The sequence below is a fragment of the uncultured Mucilaginibacter sp. genome, assembly GCF_903893715.1.
Lineage (GTDB): Bacteria > Bacteroidota > Bacteroidia > Sphingobacteriales > Sphingobacteriaceae > Mucilaginibacter.
Map to the genome: position 1 here is coordinate 22,081 of NZ_CAITNG010000036.1, position 20,536 is coordinate 42,616.

17 protein-coding genes are annotated in these 20,536 nt (G+C 44.8%); 14 read left to right on the forward strand and 3 right to left on the reverse strand.

Features of this window, described 5'->3' with window-relative positions:
- Positions 1-19: 19 nt before the first annotated feature.
- From QZX97_RS04615 to QZX97_RS04670, 12 genes are all read left to right on the forward strand, one after another.
- Positions 20-2,455: a prolyl oligopeptidase family serine peptidase gene (locus QZX97_RS04615; RefSeq protein WP_295654038.1), complete on the forward strand. Its 2,436-nt coding sequence runs from the start codon at positions 20-22 to the stop codon at positions 2,453-2,455.
- A 90-nt stretch (positions 2,456-2,545) separates the two neighbouring features.
- Positions 2,546-3,271: a 5-oxoprolinase subunit PxpB gene (gene pxpB, locus QZX97_RS04620; RefSeq protein ID WP_295654042.1), complete on the forward strand. Its 726-nt coding sequence runs from the start codon at positions 2,546-2,548 to the stop codon at positions 3,269-3,271.
- Positions 3,272-3,275: 4 nt separating this feature from the next.
- Positions 3,276-4,268, forward strand: a complete 993-nt coding sequence (locus tag QZX97_RS04625) for a biotin-dependent carboxyltransferase family protein (protein WP_295654044.1) — start codon at positions 3,276-3,278, stop codon at positions 4,266-4,268.
- Positions 4,269-4,276: 8 nt separating this feature from the next.
- Complete coding sequence (locus QZX97_RS04630; RefSeq protein ID WP_295654045.1) at positions 4,277-5,026, forward strand: 5-oxoprolinase subunit PxpA; 750 nt, start codon at positions 4,277-4,279, stop codon at positions 5,024-5,026.
- Complete coding sequence (locus QZX97_RS04635; protein ID WP_295654046.1) at positions 5,019-6,197, forward strand: NRAMP family divalent metal transporter; 1,179 nt, start codon at positions 5,019-5,021, stop codon at positions 6,195-6,197. Before QZX97_RS04630 ends, QZX97_RS04635 begins: the two co-directional genes overlap by 8 nt.
- 89 nt (positions 6,198-6,286) lie before the next feature.
- On the forward strand, positions 6,287-7,327 hold the full coding sequence (locus QZX97_RS04640) for an arabinan endo-1,5-alpha-L-arabinosidase (protein ID WP_295654047.1): 1,041 nt from the start codon (positions 6,287-6,289) through the stop codon (positions 7,325-7,327).
- Positions 7,328-7,484: 157 nt separating this feature from the next.
- Positions 7,485-10,022 (forward strand): DUF5686 and carboxypeptidase-like regulatory domain-containing protein, encoded by a 2,538-nt coding sequence (locus tag QZX97_RS04645; RefSeq protein ID WP_295654073.1) that lies wholly within the window; start codon positions 7,485-7,487, stop codon positions 10,020-10,022.
- A gap of 21 nt (positions 10,023-10,043) precedes the next feature.
- Complete coding sequence (locus QZX97_RS04650; protein ID WP_295664276.1) at positions 10,044-10,634, forward strand: DUF4833 domain-containing protein; 591 nt, start codon at positions 10,044-10,046, stop codon at positions 10,632-10,634.
- A 7-nt stretch (positions 10,635-10,641) separates the two neighbouring features.
- Positions 10,642-11,259, forward strand: coding sequence for a sterol desaturase family protein (locus tag QZX97_RS04655; protein ID WP_295654078.1), 618 nt, complete (start codon positions 10,642-10,644; stop codon positions 11,257-11,259).
- A 49-nt stretch (positions 11,260-11,308) separates the two neighbouring features.
- The gene (locus QZX97_RS04660; RefSeq protein WP_295664279.1) at positions 11,309-11,845 is read left to right on the forward strand and encodes a CAP domain-containing protein; all 537 of its coding nucleotides are present in this window, start codon (positions 11,309-11,311) and stop codon (positions 11,843-11,845) included.
- A 43-nt stretch (positions 11,846-11,888) separates the two neighbouring features.
- Positions 11,889-12,413: a peroxiredoxin gene (locus QZX97_RS04665; protein ID WP_295654082.1), complete on the forward strand. Its 525-nt coding sequence runs from the start codon at positions 11,889-11,891 to the stop codon at positions 12,411-12,413.
- 68 nt (positions 12,414-12,481) lie between these two features.
- Positions 12,482-12,709, forward strand: coding sequence for a CDGSH iron-sulfur domain-containing protein (locus QZX97_RS04670; protein WP_363151928.1), 228 nt, complete (start codon positions 12,482-12,484; stop codon positions 12,707-12,709).
- A 4-nt stretch (positions 12,710-12,713) separates the two neighbouring features.
- Here QZX97_RS04670 and QZX97_RS04675 read toward each other — a convergent pair whose 3' ends face one another.
- The 3 genes from QZX97_RS04675 to QZX97_RS04685 all read right to left on the reverse strand — a co-directional run bounded on the left by QZX97_RS04675 (position 12,714) and on the right by QZX97_RS04685 (position 16,092).
- The gene (locus QZX97_RS04675; RefSeq protein ID WP_295654088.1) at positions 12,714-13,697 is read right to left on the reverse strand and encodes an NAD(P)-dependent oxidoreductase; all 984 of its coding nucleotides are present in this window, start codon (positions 13,695-13,697) and stop codon (positions 12,714-12,716) included.
- Complete coding sequence (locus tag QZX97_RS04680; RefSeq protein WP_295654090.1) at positions 13,697-14,812, reverse strand: GNAT family N-acetyltransferase; 1,116 nt, start codon at positions 14,810-14,812, stop codon at positions 13,697-13,699. Before QZX97_RS04680 ends, QZX97_RS04675 begins: the two co-directional genes overlap by 1 nt.
- 74 nt (positions 14,813-14,886) lie before the next feature.
- Positions 14,887-16,092 (reverse strand): pyridoxal phosphate-dependent aminotransferase family protein, encoded by a 1,206-nt coding sequence (locus QZX97_RS04685; RefSeq protein ID WP_295654093.1) that lies wholly within the window; start codon positions 16,090-16,092, stop codon positions 14,887-14,889.
- 448 nt (positions 16,093-16,540) lie between these two features.
- Here QZX97_RS04685 and QZX97_RS04690 point away from each other — a divergent pair, with 448 nt between their 5' ends.
- Both QZX97_RS04690 and QZX97_RS04695 read left to right on the forward strand, forming a co-directional pair.
- Positions 16,541-17,551: a glycosyl hydrolase 53 family protein gene (locus QZX97_RS04690; protein WP_295654094.1), complete on the forward strand. Its 1,011-nt coding sequence runs from the start codon at positions 16,541-16,543 to the stop codon at positions 17,549-17,551.
- Positions 17,552-17,631: 80 nt separating this feature from the next.
- Positions 17,632-20,007, forward strand: a complete 2,376-nt coding sequence (locus QZX97_RS04695) for a glycoside hydrolase family 2 TIM barrel-domain containing protein (RefSeq protein WP_295654096.1) — start codon at positions 17,632-17,634, stop codon at positions 20,005-20,007.
- Positions 20,008-20,536: the final 529 nt, after the last annotated feature.

Below are 20,536 nucleotides of genomic sequence, written 5' to 3' on the forward strand. Positions count from 1 at the left end.
TAAACCAAAACTGTTTGCTATGAAGAAATTGATCTTCCCCCTGCTCTTTTTATTCACAATGGTCCGTGCTATGGCACAGGATGCCGTCAGCTACCAAATGCCGCCAAAGGCTATGGCCGATTTGTTGTTGGCCAAACCAACGCCAGCTGTAAGTGTTGATTCGAAAGCTGAATGGATGCTGCTGAGCGAACGTAACGCCTATCCATCGGTTGCTGAATTGGCTGCGCCTGAAGTCCGTATTGCGGGCTTGCGCATCAACCCGCTCAACTATTCGTTAAGCCGCCAAACCTTTGTAAACAATGTTACCCTAAGGAATATAAAAACAGGCAAAACCTATCCTATACTCGGCTTGCCGGCACCTTTGTTTGCCAATGGCATAAGCTGGAGCCCCGATGAACATAAAATTGCCATCATCCAGGTTAATCAGCATACTGTTGATCTATATGTAATCAATGTCCTAAGCCATAAAGCCATGAAGGTGAACAAAACGCCTTTGAACACTGTTTTGGGCAACGGCATCGTTTGGGCCGACAATAGCACGTTGTTTTACCGTGTAGCCAGCAAGCCGGTGGGTATGATGCCTCAAAGGCCTTTAACACCAAAAGGGCCTACCGTGCAAGAGAACTTAGGCAAAGCGGCACCAAGCGCAACATTTGAAGACCTGATTAAAACCCCTTATGATGAGCAATTGTTTGAATTTTTCGGGACCTCGCAATTAGTTCAGAATAAAAACGGGATAGAAACGAAAATTGGCAAACCGGCTATTTATAATACCACTGTTTTATCGCCCGATAAAAAGTATATGATGGTGCGTAAGGTTAAAAAGCCTTTTTCGTACCTGGTTACCGATCGCGGTTTCCCTTCGGAAGTGAGTATTACCGACCTGACCGGTAAAACTGTGAAGGTACTGGCCGAACTGCCATCAACCGAAGGTACGCCATCGGGCTATGATAACGCGCAGGATGTTCCGCGCGATTTTGGCTGGAGGGAAGATGAGCCCGCAACGATAACCTGGGCACACCCATTGGATAGTGGTCTGATCAAAAAGAAGGTCGATTTTCACGACGCGTTTTACGCGTTAAGCGCCCCGTTTAACGGCGAGGCAAAGGAGTTGTTTAAAACCCAATACCGTTTGCGCAATGTAAGCTGGGGCAATAATACGTTTGCCATGGTAAATGAGGGCATGCGTTCGAAACAGGTGAACAGGACCGAGCGCTTTGACCCATCGACAGGTAAACTGGAAGTATTGTATGATCGCAGCCAAAACGACTCGTATAACAATCCCGGTATACCGGTACGGGCGCGCAACAAGTATGGCCGCGATGTGATCATCACCATTGATAACGGCACGAAGTTGTTGATGAACAATACCACGGGTGCATCAGCAAAGGGCGATATGCCCTTCCTGGCAAAATTTGATTTGGCTAACAAAACGAACGAAATCATCTGGCGTTGTAAGGAGGGGGAGTATGAAAGTGTATCGGATGTGATAGACCCGGACAAACTGGTTGTGCTGACACGCCGCGAAACGCAGACAGAGGTGCCAAATTATTACATCAGGGATATTGCGGCCAACACCGCTAAACAAATCACCAGCTTTGCCAACCCATACCCACAGCTGATTGGTGTTAGCAAAGAAAAGATACACTACAAACGCGCCGACGGCATTGACCTTACCGGCGACCTATATCTGCCGAAAGGGTATGATAAAGCAAAAGACGGCCCATTGCCCGTGCTGATATGGGCTTATCCGCGTGAGTATGAGAATGCCTCGGATGCGGCACAAACCCGCGGTTCACAATACCGCTTTACGTTGATTGGTGGCGGTAGTCCGGTGTTTTTTGTAACCCAGGGCTATGCTGTGTTAGATAATGCCGAAATGCCTATTGTTGCCAAAGAAGGCCAGAAACCCAATGATAGCTTTGTTGAGCAGCTACAGTTAAATGCCGAGGCGGCTATCAATAAATTGGCCGAGATGGGTGTGGGCGACCGCAACCGTATCGCCGTCGGCGGCCACAGTTACGGAGCTTTTATGACGGTCAATTTGTTGGCCCATACCAATCTTTTTAAGGCCGGTTTGGCCGAAAGCGGCGCCTATAACCGTACATTAACGCCATTTGGCTTTCAAAATGAGGACCGTACCTATTGGCAGGACCCGAAATTGTACTACGACATGAGCCCCTTCAGCTTTGCCGATAAGATAAAGACTCCGCTGTTGATGACGCATGGTGATATGGATGATAATTCGGGTACTTTCCCTATAAACAGCGAGCGTTTGTTTGCCGCTATTAAGGGCCTGGGCGGAACGGTAAGGTTTGTTTACCTGCCGTTTGAAGCACATGGCTATCGTGGCCGTGAGAACCTGCTGCACAAGTTGTGGGAGCAATATACCTGGATGGAAAAATATGTGAAGAATGCCGACCCGGTGAAGAGTGCAAATGCTATAACAAAATAACACGCGACCTTTGTTGCCTTTTTGGTGGTCTCTGGGGTTGATTTTTACCACGGAGACCACAAAGGATTACACAGAGAACGCCAAGGCCAAATGCAAACACGAGCCGAACCTTATTTTAAGATATACTCGCTGAGCGAAAGTGCTGTGACTATTGAATTTGGGAATGAGATTAGTGAAGATATATTGCAGCGGATAAGCAGCTTCAATAAGAGGCTTCTTGAACAGTCACTCCCGGGATTTTATTCCTCCGTTCCGGCTTATACCACTTTAAGTGTTTTTTTTGACCCCTCACAGGTTGCCGCATCAAATACCCTTACAGGTGCCGATTGCTTTGAAAAGGTTTCCCAATATTTAACAAGCTTGAAAGATAAGGTGCAGGATAGCTTAACTGTTGCTGCACCAATGATCACAATACCTGTTTGCTACGGGGGCGGGTTTGGGATGGACCTGGATGAAGTGGCGGAAATACATCAACTGACAGCGCAACAGGTAATCGACATCCATACCAAAAACGTTTATAAAGTTTATATGATTGGTTTTGTGCCCGGTTTTGCGTATATGGGTGGTATGTATGAACAGATCGCTACACCACGCAAAGCAACGCCACGCAAAACGATACCGGCAGGTTCGGTCGGGATAGCCGGAAAGCAAACCGGCATTTATCCGCTGGCAACACCCGGCGGATGGCAGATCATCGGGCGGACACCTTTAAAAATGTTCGATGCCGGGCGGGAACAACCATCCCTGTTAAAGGCCGGGGATAATGTGGTCTTTAAGGCCATCGGCAGCGAAGAATTTGAATATTTATCCCATTAATAACATGCGGATAAGTATCATTAAACCCGGCATAATGGCAACCATACAAGATATGGGGCGAAATGCCTATTTATCGCAGGCGGTGCCAATTTCGGGGGCTATGGATATGCTGTCGGCACGGATAGCCAATATATGTTTGGGTAACGATGACAATGCCGCCGTGATCGAGTTTACTTATGCCGGAGCGGAGTTCGGGGCCGCAACGGATGTGATGTTGTCGTACGCGGGCAGTGGTGCGGTACTTAAATGTGATGATAAGATATTACCTGCCGAACGGCCTGTTTTTATCCCGAAAGGAAGTAGCATAAAATTAATGAACGGGCAAGCAGGCAGCCGCACCTATGTTGCCGTAGCCGGTGGTTGGGATGTGCCCATGGTTTTGGGTAGCCGCGGCACTTACATCGCTGCAGGGATTGGCGGTGTGGATGGGCGGGCCTTGCTGCCCGGCGATATATTGAGTAGTTGTGTTGATATAAGTACAATATCGCAGCGTATTTTTAACAGCCTGCGAGTTGATGCCACTCACCACGCAGGCTGGAGCCTGCGGAGCGATACACTGCTACCTGATAACCGAAAGATGATCAGAGTGGTACCCGGTCCGGAGTTTACCTGGTTCGAAGGGAACTCACTGATCGATTTCCTGTCGACACCCTATACCCTAAGCTTACAAAGTAACCGGATGGGTTGCCATTTAGAGGGCGCTAAGATTGGCCATTTGGTAAAAAAGGAATTATTGTCGACCGCAGTAACGCCGGGTACCATACAAGTTACGGGTGGCGGCGGCATGATATTATTAATGGCCGATTGCCAGACTACGGGTGGTTATCCGCGTATAGCGCAGGTGGCGGCTGTTGATATGCCACTATGCGGGCAGTTAAAGCCGGGCGATAGCATCTATTTTACCGGCATAAGCAGGCGGGAAGCAGAAATGCTGTATATTGAACGTGAAAATAACCTTGATACACTTCGGCATGCGGTTAAGCATAAGTTTTTATAAGTTGAACCATGCAACAAATTGATCTGAATTGCGATATGGGTGAGGGTATGCCCGATGATGCCATTTTAATGGATTATATCACATCGGCAAACGTTGCTTGCGGTTTTCATGCCGGCGATGCTAATACGATGCAGCAAACGGTTAGGCTGGCTTTGCGAAAGGGCGTAGCGATTGGCGCGCATCCCGGTTTGCCTGACATACCGAATTTTGGTAGGAAGGAAATGGCTATTTCGACAAGCGAGGCTTATCAGATCACTATCGATCAAATACGTGCTTTGCATAGAATTGTAAAAAAAACAGGCGCTGAATTGCATCACGTAAAACCGCACGGAGCCTTGTATAATATGGCCGCAAGGGACGTGGGTTTGGCGAAAGCCATAGCGCAGGCGGTTTATGATGTTGATGCGGGATTGATATTATATGCCCTCGCTGGAAGTGAAATGGTAAAGGCTGCAAAAGAGCTAGGGCTTAAAACAGCCTCGGAAGTGTTTGCCGACCGTACTTATCAGGACGATGGGTCGCTGACACCGCGCTCGCAGAATAACGCTTTGATAACCGATGAACAAAAAGCTATAGACCAGGTATTGATGATGGTAAAGGGGCAACAGGTCATATCTGTCAACAATAAAATCATCCCGTTAAAAGCGGAAACGCTTTGCCTGCATGGCGATGGTGTACAAGCGGTCGATTTCGCCAGGCTGATCAATGCCAAACTCAAAGAGCAAAACATCGCTATAAAAGCCCCGCAGCATGGATAAAAAGTATAACTGGAGCGTACTGATAGGAGCCGCGTTTTTGATGGCCAGTTCGGCCATAGGGCCTGGTTTTTTGACACAGACCGCTGTTTTTACGGCACAATTGGGTGCAAGTTTTGGCTTTGTTATTTTGCTGTCGGTGGTGTTGGACGCTATCGCGCAACTCAACATCTGGCGTATTATCGCTGTTGCGGATAAACCCGCTCAGGATATTGCCAATCAGGTTTTGCCCGGCTTGGGGTATGTGATATCGTTCCTGGTGTTTTTAGGTGGCATGGCCTTTAATATTGGCAATATAGCCGGGGCCGGATTGGGTTTAAATGTGTTGTTGGGGGTGAGCGTGGGGCAGGGCGCGGTAATGAGCGCCATTATTGCCATTGGTATTTTTATCTATCGCGAGACGGGGAAGGCGATGGATGCTTTCGCTAAGACGATGGGCATGCTTAAAATACTATTGGCATTGTTTGTGGCCTGGATAAGTAAGCCACCATTGGTTGAGGCGGTGGTGAGATCGGTTAACCCGACCCATTTTAGCTTTACCGCGGTGTTGACTGTTGTTGGCGGCACGGTAGGCGGCTATATTACTTTCGCGGGGGCACACCGATTGCTGGATGCAGGACAAGGCGGGCAGCAAAACCTGCCTGCAATTAACAAAGGGGCATTAAGCGCTATCGGCCTGGCATCCATTATGCGGATACTGTTGTTTATAGCCGCATTGGGCGTAATTACCGCCGGTGCTAAATTGGACCCAACTAATCCGGCCGCGACGGTATTCCAGTTTGCAGGGGGCGCAGCAGGCTATAAAATATTTGGTTTGGTGATGTGGGCGGCGGGGACATCTTCGGTAGTGGGGTCGGCGTATACTTCGGTATCGTTCATCAAAACTTTTCACCCGCTGATATTGAAACTGAACAGGCAGGTCATTATCGTTTTTATCACCATATCCTGCATTATCTTTTTACTCATTGGCAAACCGGTTAAAATACTGATCGCTGTAGGTGCCATTAACGGGTTGATTTTGCCCCTGGCCTTAGGCATTATGCTCATCGCGGCATACCGCTCGAAAATCATCGCCAATTATAAACAACCCTTGTGGTTAACTATTGCAGGTGGGTTGGTTGTAAGTACCATGATTTGGATGAGTTGCGGAGCAATTATGCAGTTGGTAAAATAATATCAGGATGCGACAGGATGCAAATGAAGAATGTATGTGCGACATTTATATGCGATAAACCAAACAAGGCCTTTGCCAATTTTTAAATTATGAAAACAGTATTCAGCGGTTTGATGTTGCTGGTCATTTTGTGTGGCCAGGCATCAGCTCAACAGGGTCAGCAACAAAATAAAATTATAGAGAACAATGGCTTAAAGGGCAACCTGAACGTGCACGACCCTTGTATGATAAAAGCCGGGGATACTTACTACGTTTTTTATACCGGGTTGGGTATTAAAACATCGAAAGATATGGTTAACTGGACCAATGTGGGGCCGGTATTTGACCGCAGTGCAGCACCTTTATCCTGGTGGAACAACGATATTAAAGATAAGGTTGGCCTATGGGCACCTGATATCCACTATGCCGATGGTCAATACCATTTGTATTATTCGGTTTCAGCATGGATGAACTTTAATTCGAGCGTGGGCTATGCCACCAATGTAACTTTGGATAAGAGCAACCCTAATTATAAATGGGTTGACCACGGGCAGGTAATTGGGTATAAGAACGGTGGCGATGGCGTGAACTGCATAGACCCGAATGTTTTTACTAATAAGGACGGCAGGGAATGGATGATATACGGTTCGTACAAAGCGGGCTTGCGCCTGGTGGAGTTGGACCCCAAAACAGGGAAGCCTTTTTTTGATAAACCCGAATTATATACCATTACAACCAGCCTTGGCGAGGGGAGTTATATCATCAAAGGTCCCGAATATTACTATGTGTTTGCTTCGCGCGGAAAGTGCTGCTCGGGTATACAGAGTACTTATCAAATTGTGATGGGCCGGTCAAAATCGGTAATGGGGCCATATCTCACTAAAACCGGCGAGAGCTGGCTTGACAATAAATACTCGCTGTTTTTAGCAGGAAATTACGATGAGCCTGGGCGCGGGCATAACGGTTTTTTCGCGCAGGGCGATACCACCTATATTGTTTACCACGCCTATACGCGTTTGCAAAACGGGGCATCATTGTTAAATATTAAGCCCATGTATATGGATGCCGATGGATGGCCTACCATTGAACCTGCAAACAATAAATTGTTCCAAATGGCCGATTTTGAGAAGAAAGTGTTTATCGGGAAATAATTAGATGTTTAAACGTATAGTTTCATCTGAAAGTCATGCTATGATATTTGACTTTTTGACAACAAAGGTCTAAAGTCATGTGATTACTTTTGACGGCTCGTTGGTAAAAGCACGTTTTTAAAATCTGCTTGAACCGGTATTCCGTAAGAATAGTGTGATGAAGTACTTTGTTTTGACTCTTTTCCTTATTATTAGTTCGATTGCAGTTAACGGGCAAACTGTTATCAAAGGGAAGGTAACCGATGCCCGAACCAAACAGCCTATACAGTTTGTCAGCATAGCTTTTAACGGCAGCACCACGGGCACAACTACCGATGTTGATGGTAAATATACACTACGAACCAGTAAGCCTTATAACCAACTTAAGGTATCGTTTATCGGTTATAAACAAGTTATCCGAACAGTCAATCCGGGTTCAGCCCAAACGATAGATTTTCAACTGCAGGAGGAAGATAAAACCCTGAACGAGGTAACCATAAAAGCCGGAAAAAAGGAAAGATATACCAATAAAAACAATCCGGCGGTGGAGTTGATTCGGAAGGTAATCGAAAGCCGGGACAAAAACCGCGTGCAGGCTTATGACTATGCGGAATATGAAAAATACGAAAAACTACAATTTTCGCTGAGCAACATTTCGGGCTCCATATCAAACAACCGATTTTTAAGGAATTATAAGTTTTTGCTGGATAACCGCGACAGTGTTACCGTGCCTGGGAAGTCGCTGATGCCTATTTATTTGAACGAGAGACTAACTCAAAACTATTACCGCAAAAACCCGGAAACCAGTAAAGAAATTGTAGAAGGGGAGAAGAAAGTTGACCTCGGTAACCTGCTTGATGGGGATGGGTTTAACGATATGCTGAACCGTTTGTATTCGGAAGTAGATATTTATTCGAACAATATCTTCTTGATGACGAACCAGTTTTTAAGCCCTATAGCTAATGACGCTCCTGCTTTTTACAAGTACTTCATAACTGATACCGTTACCGACGGCAATACCAAACTGGTTGAACTGAGCTTCATCCCGCGTAGCGATGCAGATATGTTGTTTGAGGGTGAGTTGTATGTTACCCTTGATGGGAATTACGCGGTACAGAAAGCCAAACTGTCTATCAACCACAATATCAACCTGAATTGGGTGCGCGATATGTATGTGAACCAGGATTTTGAAAAGAATGAACAAGGGAAGTACAACCTGATAAAAACCGATGTGAAGGCCGATTTTGGTGTTACTAAAAACGGTAAAGCCGGGATATTTGGCGAACGGGTAATATCGTACCGAAACTATGTTATCAATAAACCCCGGCCCGACACGACTTATGAGGGACCGACCGAGGTGGTTCCTAATGGCAGCGATAACAAGAGTGAGCAATTTTGGACCATTAACCGGGGGCGGGACACGCTGACGAAGGCTGAGTCGCGGGTGTACAAGAATATTGATACGCTGCAAACTATCCCATCGTTCAGGCGTACGGTGGATATTGTCACGTTGTTGTTTGCGGGTTATAAATCGTTTGGTCCGTTTGAAGTGGGTCCGGCAAATACTTTTTACAGTTATAACCCTATTGAAGGCTTCCGCCTGCGTTTTGGTGGCCGCACCACGCCTGAACTGAACAAAAGGTATTATTTTGAAACTTACGCCGCTTACGGCTTTACCGATCGGCGCTGGAAGTATTTTTTGAGCGCCACCTATTCGCTCAACTTTAAAAGCATTTATAAATTCCCGCAGGATTATATCCGCGCAAGCGTTCAACAGGAAACCAAAATACCCGGTGCCGACTTGCAATTTGTACAGGAAGATAATGTGTTCCTATCATTTAAGCGGGGCGTAAACGATAAATATCTGTACAATAATTATTACCGTTTTGACTATGTGCATGAGTTGGAAAGCCATTTTTCGTACGAGTTGGGGTATAAATATTGGAAACAATCACCGGCAGGTTCATTGTATTTTTTAACCCAGGCAGACGGAGGTGGGTTAATAAACGCGCCAAATTTAACCACATCGGAGGTGTCGTTGAAATTGCGCTATGCTCCGAACGAAAAGTTTGTGCAGGGCAAAATTTACCGGTACTCCTTGCCAAATAAATACCCGGTGTTTCACCTTGATTTTACCGAAGGTATAAAGGGTTTGGCAGGTGGGCAGTACAATTATCAAAACGTACATGCGGGTGTAGAGAAGCGCGTTTACTTGTCGCAGTTTGGTTATACCGATGTATCCCTTGAGGGTGGATATATTTTCGGGCAGGCGCCGTTTCCCTTGCTTACCATCCACAAGGCAAACCAAACTTACTCATATCAACCCGACTCGTATAATCTGGTGAACTTTATGGAGTTTGTTAGCGACCATTACGCCAGTGTGAACATTGACCATTGCTTCAACGGGTTTTTCTTTAACAAGATACCCCTGTTTAAAAGGTTGAAATGGCGCGAATGTGTGACTTTTAAAGCTTTGTATGGTGGCGTACGCGATGAGAACAACCCTGCACTGCACCCCTCGCTCTTCCAGTTCCCGGTTGACCAGTACGGGCCAATTACCTATGCATTGGGCCGTACACCGTATACCGAGGGCAGTGTGGGCATCAGTAATATCTTTAAATTCTTCAGGGTAGACTTGGTGGAACGTTTTAATTATTTGGATAACCCAAATACGGTAAGATTTGGCATAAGGACTCGTGCAGTTTTTGATTTTTAATTACTTTTGCGCCAATAAAAAATGAAGTTTGCGTTTTACATATTTCTCCACCTTTTTTTAGGTCATTTAAATCACCATACAGCAAATGTGTATGCGTTAAAACCGGTGTTTGAAGATGGTGATACACTGTCGCGAAAGATAAAACCGAAGATAGCATTTCCGACACCCAATGTGCCAAAACTGTTTTATATACAACGCGACCCGAATACCAATACCATTATTTACGACCTTAATGTTGAGAAAAGCGGGCAATTAAACCCCGACGAACCTGTACATGTTTATTGGATAAAATATAATGAGCACGGACAAAAAGAGGAACTTAACTTTATTCAGCGTAAATTTGCGTACGGTGTAGTTGCGAAACCTGCCGGCAACGATAAATACGATGTGCGGATAGTGGCCTACAAAAAGTACCAAATGACGCTATCGAAATGGGCAAATGATAACAAATACCATGTTTTTGCCAATATTGATAAGCACGAGGTAATAGTGAACAGGATATTTTTGCGGATAGAAGGCGGTACGTTTTGGTTTCCAAATGTGGTGTATATTGAAGTAAAGGGTACCGATACGCAAAGCGGAAAAGAGTTAACAGAGCGTTTTAAGCCATAAAGATAAGATGAAGAAAAATTATGTTTCAAACTCGCCGGAGTCGACAAGGATGTTTAAGAGCGACTTATTGGAGGCTTTATCAAAAGTGCAGTTTTTTGTACCGCTCATTATTTATGTTCCTGTCATCATCTACTTATTGTACAAAGCCATTTTTACCGTGCAACTTGGCGCGGCTACCATTGCCTTGCTGATGATATCAGGCCTGTTTGTTTGGACCTTTGTTGAATACATTTTGCACCGTTTTGTTTTCCACTTTGTGCCGAAACAAAAATGGGCCTTGCGGTTGCATTTTATATTTCACGGCGTGCACCATGATTACCCTAACGACCTGAAACGTTTGGTATTGCCGCCATCGGCCAGTATTCCGTTGGCTACCGGTTTTTATTTTTTGTTTAACGCCTTGTTGCCGCAGTACTACGTGTATGCCTTCTTTCCGGCTTTTATAGGCGGGTATTTGGTGTACGATATGACGCATTATGCCATTCACCATTTCAACTTTAAATCGGGCTTGTGGAAAAGGATAAAACAACACCACATGTTGCACCACTATCAGGACCCTACGAAAGGTTATGGGGTAAGCTCGGATTTATGGGACAGGGTATTTGGCTCGCGTATCTTAAAATAGTGAGCACAAGCCATAAAACAAATTGATTTGCCGCACGTTAATTGCTGCAATGAAACACTTCTTTTTTATTGCGCTGGTTTTATCCGTAACTGTTCATGTTAGCGCGCAATCGTTAAAAAACATAAGCAACAGTGAGTTTAAGCAACAGTTTTTAGACCGCATCAACACCTTACGGCAAACCGGTTGCAATTGCGGCACTACCTATATGCACCCCGTAGGCCCGCTGGTTTGGAACGAGCAGTTGGCACAGGCAGCAAAAGAACATACGTTGGATATGGCGCGGCGCAATTATTTTAGCCACGACAGTCCGGACGGAAGGAGCCTGAAAGACAGGGCCCTAAATGCCGGATACAACTACAATGGCTACCAGAGCTTTGCTATTGGCGAGAATATTGCCCTCGGCCAGCAAAGTATTGACGAGGTGATGGACGGATGGATAAAAAGTGTGGGCCATTGTAAAAACCTGATGAATGCTGATTTTAAAGAAACAGGCATTTTTGAGTATAAAACTTATTGGGTACAGGATTTTGGCGGTAGGGTGCCGTTCAAAACCAGGAGTAATGCGAGAATTATTTACCAAAAATAAAACGGTTGAAGTAGTAAAACCGTAATTGGTATAAAGACATACAATGAAGAATATCCTAGCAACAACAATCTTGTTTATCAGCCTGAGCGCTACTGTGTCTGCGCAAAGCAAAAAACCTTTGGCCGTGGGCGATAAAGTGCCGCAATTTACCCTGACTAACCAAGACGGGAAAGTTTTTAACATAGCAGACGAGGTAGGCAAACATGCTCTGGTTATCTACTTTTATCCGAAGGACGAGAGTATGGTTTGCACCAAGGAAGCATGTGCTTTTCGCGATGCATTTGATGCTTATACCAAGGCTGGTGCTTTAGTAATAGGCATTAACGCCGGCACTGTTAAGAGCCATAAAGATTTTGCAACCAACCACAAACTGCCATTTATTTTGCTGAGCGATCCTGACAATAAAGTACTCAACCAGTTTGGTGTAAAAGGTTTTTTAGGAATGAGCGGCCGCGAAACTTTTGTTGTTGACCTAAGCGGGAAAATCGTGTATACATACGATTCGATGATGCATGGTGTGGAACATTCGGACAATGCGCTGGCTGCCGTTAAAGCCATCAAGAAGTAATATGTCTGCAAAAGCATAAAAAATATTTTCCAATCGGGATGCCTTTAATATCTTAGCCCAAAATACAAATTATGGCAACTAAATTGACAATTAACAATAACGGCTCGGTTAAAATTGATGGCGACGATTTTGAAATAGTAGATATGCAAGGCAATGCTTATGGCCTGCAGGGCAGAACGATTGTTTCGATTTGCCGCTGTGGCTTATCGCAAAACAAACCGTTTTGCGATGGCTCGCATAAGGGGCATTTTGAACACGAAGCTGTGGCTTTTGATTTGCCGCCCAAAAAGGTATAAATCCCTATATCAAACCATTTTCCTGATACCATTTCAGGGTTTCGGTAAGGCCTAGATGCAGGTTGTATTTCGGCAGGTAGCCCAGATCTGTTTTGGCATGTTCTATACTGCAGGCCCAGTTGGGCGCGGTAAGTTCGCCGAGCTTTTCGGGGTTGAGGGCAGGCGTATCTTTCCTGTTGGCATAAAGGTAGGCTAAAATGTTTGCCAATATCTTTACTAAGAATAGGGGCAGGTGTATTTTGACGGTCTTTTTGTGCAGGATGAATTTAGTCAGGTCGGCAAGCTCATAGCGGTCGTACGCGTTGCCGTCGCTGATGTTATAGGCGTTATGGGTTATGTTCGAAAATAACGCCTGTATGGTTACTGCGGCCAAATCCTTCACGTAAACAAAACTGAGTTGCTGGTCTATTTTGCCTATATAAGGCTCAATGCCCTGGCTTATTTTTTTTAGGAGGATGTAAATGTCCTTGTCGCGTGGGCCATACACTGCCGTTGGCCTTATCGTGATAAGCGGGAGGGATATGAGCAGCGCCAATTTCTGTTCAGCAAATGATTTGCTTTGTCCATACGCCGAAACCGGGGCATGCGGTTTGTTATCTTCAATGATTTCGCCCAATTGCGCGGGCCCTAAAGCCGCCAGGCTACTGATAAAGACAAACTTTTTTAATGGGATGTTGGCTTTTGTAGCTGCGAATGCAAGGTTATAGCTGTAATCAGCGTTAACCACGTTATAGGCTTCGGCGGTTTTGGCTTTGGTTGTACCTGCGGCATGGATGATGTAGGTATATTGTTTCTCCTCAAGTTCCTTTATCAGGGCGTCAAGGTTCTCAAAATCTAAGTAGACGTATCGAATGTTGAGCTGCTTGAGGTGCGCGATATTGCTACTTTGACGCACTGCAGCATATACCTCCAAATTATTTTTTAAAGCCGCCTCAATTAAATGAAAACCCACAAAGCCGCTGGCGCCTGTTATTAAAACCCGCTCCATTAGATGGCTTTTTCGTAAATGCGGTATTTTTTGTAGGGGTCGCCTTTGATGGCTTGAATGGCCTTATTTACCATGTCATTATTTTCCAGTGTCCACCCGGCTTCGGCGTGTAAAAAGCCTTTGGCTTTGTATTTTTTTATGATAGTACCATAGAGAACCGCCTCGATGCCCATTTTACGATAACCATCGATAACCCCGAGTGCATAGATACGGATGGATGTTATCTTTCGCTTGTTCATCAGCAGCTTGAAAATGCCTGTCGGGAATAAACGTCCCCGTTTTATGGTCTTGAATATTTCGTTGTAGTTAGGTAAAGCGAGTCCGAAGGCTACAATCTTCCCTTCGTGCTCGGCTACGAGCGCGAAGTCGGGGTCGAGTATGAGTTTAAGGTCTTTGGCTACGTAGTCAAACTCTTCGTTGTTCATCGGGACGAATCCGCTATTCTTGTCCCATGCTTTGTTGTACACCTCGCGCAATTTGGAGGCTTCGTTTTTAAAATCTTTCAGGTTTACCTTTCGGACGGTAACATTGCTGCGTTTTAAACGCTCCGTCAGGCTATCCAATAAGCGTACCGATTTATCATCATAGTTTTGGCCGTCCCAATGCCAGGCTATCAGGTCGATGTTTTTGGTGAAACCTGCTTTTTCCAACAGTTCGATGTAATAGGGCGCATTGTAGGTCATCATCAACACCGGCGGGCTATCGAAACCTTCTATCAATAAACCGCAGGGCTCGTTGGTAGAGAAGTTAACCGGGCCTATCATGGTATTAAGGCCGCGCTCTTTTAACCAGGTGGCGGCGGTATCGAATAACAGTTTAGCGGTTTCCCAATCGTTTATACAATCGAAGAAGCCAAAAAATCCGTCGTTCTTGTGGTTAAACTCGTTTGATGCATTGTTTTGTATGGCAGCAATACGACCGGTTACCTTATCACCATTGTACACCAAAAAGCATTGCAACGAATTATGTTTGTGGAAAGGGTGGATGGTGAGTAAGTCGCGCTGGGCGATGAACAACTCGGGCACATAGTTCGGGTCGTTTGCATACAGATGGTGTGGGAAATCAATAAAAGCACCAAGCTCTTTTTTTGATTGAACCGGAACAACTGTCATCATTACAATAATTTTGGAAGGTTTATATACTCCGTATGCAAATTATAAAAAATTATAACATGCATACGGAAAAATGTTTAGATACTCTCTTTTACCGAGATAACACCTAATTTTCTGAAGGTTTTGGACAGCTTGTCAACAGCTTCATCAATTTGGCTGAAGGTATGGGTAGCCATAAGCGAGCAACGTAGCAGCGAAGAATCGGACGGTACGGCAGGCGAAACCACCGGGTTTACAAAAACACCATCTTCCTGCAGCATATTGGTTGCCAGGAATGTTTTGTCGTTATCGCGCACGTATATCGGTAATATCGGGCTTTCAGTATTACCTATATCAAAGCCTTCTTCGCGCAACAAGGTAGTGGCGTAGCGGGTATTTTTCCACAGGTTTTCGATGTGGTGTGGTTCCGATTCGATGATATTCAAAGCTTCCAATACACTTGCTACTGATGCGGGCGTCATGCTGGCGCTGAATATCAAAGAACGGGCTTTGTGTTTGATGTATTCGATGGTATCCTTATCAGCAGCGATAAAACCACCCAATGAGGCGAAAGACTTACTGAAAGTACCCATGATAAGGTCGACATCGTCGTTCATATCAAAATGCGATGCCGTACCCGCGCCATTAACACCGATAACGCCGAGGCTGTGCGCATCATCAACCATGATATTGGCACCGAATTCCGTTGCTAATTGAGCCAATTCGGGCAGTTTTACAATATCGCCTTCCATGCTAAAAATACCATCTACCGCAATCAGCTTAACTGCATCTTCGGGGAGGTTTTTTAGTTTGGAACGCAGATCGTCCATATCGTTATGCGCGTATTTGATGACGCGCGAAAACGAAAGGCGGCTACCATCGATGATGGAAGCATGGTCGTACTCATCTAATATCAAATAATCGTTACGCCCGGTGATGCATGATAAAACACCTAAATTAACCTGAAAGCCTGTACTGAAAATCACTGCGGCCTCTTTGCCCACGTAACGGGCGAGACGGTTCTCCAATTCTACGTGGATATCGAGCGTGCCGTTCAAAAACCTTGAACCCGCGCACCCGGTACCGTATTTTTCAATTGCTTTTTTTGATGCTTCTTTTATCCTGGGGTGGCTTGTTAAACCTAAGTACGAGTTAGAACCAAACATTAATACGCGTTTGCCGTCGATCATTACTTCGGTATCCTGACCTGATTCTATCGGTCTGAAATAAGGATAAATGCCTTTTTCTTGTATTTGGATCGCTTCCTGAAATTGCGCGACCTTCTCATGTAATTTTTTACCCATCTATGTTTAACCTAAGTTGAATTGATGCAAAAGTACCACGAAAATAGTAAAACTATAGTACCGTGTCTTTATAATTTTTTAACATTGGCCGTAATGGCAACACAAACTGAATAGCAAATTACTGTTTTTTTATTAATAAAAGTAAAATTAAATCGTCTTTTTTACTTAATTATAACCATTCCAAATTTGAAAAGCATGATTCAAAGATGTTTTTTATTTGCGCTGTAACCATTGATGCAGAGTTACGGAATTTATACGAAAATAAAAGCCAAATATTGTTGTTAAGCCGATAAGTTAAGGAATTTGGTATGTTTTTTCATCTTTTTTTGTGAACTTGTAAAAGTTGAAAATAGGTGAGCTTCTATTTTTTAAGTGTTTTTTTGACGGTAAATGTTTTTGATATGGCAATTAAGCCCTAACTTGCACTACCAATATTAAACCTGCCGATATGACTAAAAATTTATTCCCGTTTAGGTGGAAAACCTGCATGGTATGCTGTGTGTTCTGCTGCAATATGCTGTTTGCTTTTTTAAGTAAAGGTCAAGCTCCCGAGAAAATAATAGGTGCAGATATATCGTGGTTGCCGCAGTTTGAGGATCAGGGAAAAAAGTATTACGAGAATGATAAAGCTACCGACGCGATACAGATACTGAAAGACAAGGGCTTTAATTATATCCGCCTTAGGATATTCAATAACCCCCGGGCGGACAGCGGCTACTCGAAAAAAGGGTATTGCGATTTGGAAAGTACCAAAAAGATGGCCTTGCGCATTAAAGCTGCTGGCATGGGTTTTTTGTTGGACTTTCACTACAGTGATAACTGGGCCGACCCGGGCAAACAGCATATCCCATCGGCATGGAAGAAATTGAGTTATAAGGTGCTTAAAGATTCGGTGAAAGCGTTTACCAAAATGGTGCTGAATCAGTTGAAAGAACAGGGCACTTCCCCGGATATGGTGCAGGTGGGTAATGAAATAAACCATGGTATGATGTGGCCGGTGGCCAATGTAACGCATTTGGATACTTTGGCAGGTGTTTTAAAGGCCGGTATAGCGGCGGTGAGAAGCGAAGATAAGAGCGCTAAAATTATGCTGCATATAGCCTGCGGTGGGCAGAACCAAGAATCTCGGTTCTTTTTGGATAATATGTTGTCGCGCGGGGTGAAATTTGATATCATCGGCGAAAGCTATTACCCGGAATGGCATGGCTCTATTGCCGACCTGAAAAGTAACCTGAACGATTTGGCACTGCGTTACAAACAGGATGTGATTGTGGTAGAATATTCCAAATTGAAATTGGATGTGAATGATGCCGCGTTTAATCTGGTAGGCAAAAACACCGTGGGTACTTTTATTTGGGAGCCACTGGGTTACCAGGAAGCGGTGTTTGATAAAACCGGGCACCCGAACGAATACCTAAACATATACCCGGTGATAAAGGCCAGATACGGGGTTAAATAATTGCGCGCAAAGTCGCTAAGACGCCAAGGAAATTTAGGATATGCTGAGTGGATTACGCGGCTTTGCAAGAAATACACTATATGAATAAAATACTTCTATGCCTATTGTTGGCTGTATTAATGTTTAAAGCATCGGCGCAAGTTGATAAACCGGGCATGTTGTTTAACAGCGGTTGGGAGTTTGTGAAGGATATTGATACGACGACATCGATTGATGTGCTGACATCGCACAAATCGTCCAATATAGCTTGGGAAAAAGTAACATTGCCCCATACCCCGCGGATAGAGCCTGTTATTAAAGTGAAAGAACAATGGCAGGGCACTTGTTACTACCGTAAGTATTTTACTTTGGACGCTAATAGTCCAAACTGGTATCGGGCTATACAGTTTGATGGTGCCATGAATGATGCCGATATATATTTAAACGGCAAGCATGTGTTAAAACACGTGGGTGGGTACTTACCTTTTACTGTAGACCTTCAGGCCAACGTAAAACAGGGGGAAAATTGCATATTGGTAAAGTTGGTTAACGTGGACAACCCTCACATCCCGCCAGGCAAACCTATTAAGGACCTCGATTTTAACTTTTATGGCGGGATTTACCGAAACGCATGGCTGATTGTAAAGAGTCCAATCCATATCAGCGACGCAGTGGCAGTTAACCATGAAGCAGGCGGCGGCGTGATGGTGCATTACGAGGACGTTAGCGCAGCATTGGCAAAGGTTTTGGTTAAGACAGAAGTGCAAAGTGATGTGAGAACCGAATCTTCTGTACAAGTACAGCTTACGTTATTGAGCGCGGATAATAAAAAAATAACGGAAACCAGGTCGGTATTGAAAAGGCTTGCAGACGCAGGATCGCCTGTTTTCGAGCAAAGCATGACAATAAAGTCGCCGATGCTTTGGTCGCCAATCCATCCTTATTTATACACGCTAAAAGTACAGGTTATTCAAAATAATAAGATAATTGATGAGCAGGTTCAGAAAATCGGCATCAAAACCTTCCGCTTTGAACCGGGTGGTTTTTATTTGAATGGTGAGAAATTGAATATTGTAGGCACCAACCGCCATCAGGAGTACCCGTACATCGGTTATGCTTTGAGTGATAACGCCCAGTACCGCGATGCCTGGAAAATTAAGGATGCCGGGTTGAACTTTGTTCGCTGTTCGCATTACCCGCCTTCGCCGGCGTTTTTGGATGCCTGTGATGAGCTGGGCATTTTGGTGATGGACGCCATACCGGGCTGGCAGTTTTTCGGCGATGAAACTTTTCAGCAGAACAGCTACCAGAATATCCGCGATATGATACACCGCGACCGTAACCATGCTTCCATCGTATTATGGGAAGCATCGTTGAATGAATCGGGCATGAGTAAGCCTTATATGACCGAAGCCAACCGCATAGTGCATGCCGAGTTGCCTTTTAAAGACGTGTTTTCGACAGGGTGGATCGATTTTGCTTATGATGTATCGAATCCCGCAAGGCAACACGCCAAAGCACCCGATTATTGGAAAAAGTACAGCAAGCCTAAGCCTTTATTGCTGGCCGAGTATGGCGATTGGGAATATTATGCCCAAAACGCCGGATTTAACCAAAAGGCTTATGAGGGTTTGAAAAAGGAAGAACGCAATTCGCGACAGCTACGTACAGATGGTGAAACCAGGATGCTGCAGCAGGCGCTCAACTTCCAGGAAGCGCATAACGATAACTTGAACGGCCCTGCTGTTGGAGACGCCTCGTGGGTGATGTTTGATTATAAACGCGGTTATGCAAGTGATATCGAATCGTCGGGCATGATGGATATCTACCGTTTGCCCAAGTTTGTATATTATTTTTATCAAAGTCAGTACAGGCCCAAGCCTGACGATAAGGGTTTTGGCAAGCCGATGGTATTTATCGCAAATTACTGGAACGACCCGGCTACAAAATCGGTAAAGGTTTACAGTAATTGCGATGAGGTGGAGTTGTTTTTGAATGGGAAATCGATTGGCAGGCAAAAGCCGGATAAGGACCAGTATTCGAATAATTTGCTGCATCCGCCATTTACGTTTGCGGTTAGCGAGTTTGAAAAAGGTAAGTTGGAGGCTGTGGGGTATATTGGTGGGGTGAAGAAGGCGGATGCTGTGAGGATGACGCCAGGGAAACCTTATGCGATAAAGTTGAGTGTAGATGATAGCGGGAAAGAGAGATTTTATGAGAATAGTAATGATGTTGTCTTTGTCTATGCGAGTGTGGTAGACCAAAATGGAACAATTATTCCTGATGCGAAAAATGAAGTGACTTTTTCAATAAATGGAGATGCGGATTTAGTAGGTGATAAGGTTGTAAAATGTGAAGCAGGCGTTGCAAGCATATTACTTAAAACCAAGAACAAGCCAGGTCATATAAAAGTATCTGAACAAAGCAATGGCTTAAATTCGACTGAACTGGTTTTCGATTACGTATTTGTCAGGTAGGTTTTTGTGGATATAGACTTTTGCATTAGCATAAATAATTCGAAATAAGCATGTCACCTACTCCTCATAGGCGGAGGGGCCTATTTCTTTTTTCTTGATAAAAAAGAAACAAAAAATCAAGTCGCAACGCTGCTGCCTTGCCCGCCCTGCCGGTTCTTCACGCTTTACCGTTACGCTATGCTCCACTCAGTAAAGCTAAACCGTCATTCCCGCCATACGCCCGCTCCGTTGCGACGAGGCCTGCGCTCTTTTTGGGGTTGTTATTTTTGCTTTTGGCCGAAGCTTCCCTGCTGACGGAATGGGGAAATTTGCCGCTTTTTTTGTATTTTTGTGTGTGAGCAAAGCGCATGGCGCGGGGCGCAAAGCGAGGGGGGAATTGCTTTAAATATTTCTTACTTTTTCCCCCTTTAAGTCATTTGTCATTGGGTCATCCCGATAGCTATCGGGAAATCATTGTTTTGATGACTGGCGAGAATGGATAATAGTTGTTTTAAATAATTCCTACTTTATCCCCCCCCCCCCCCCCCGG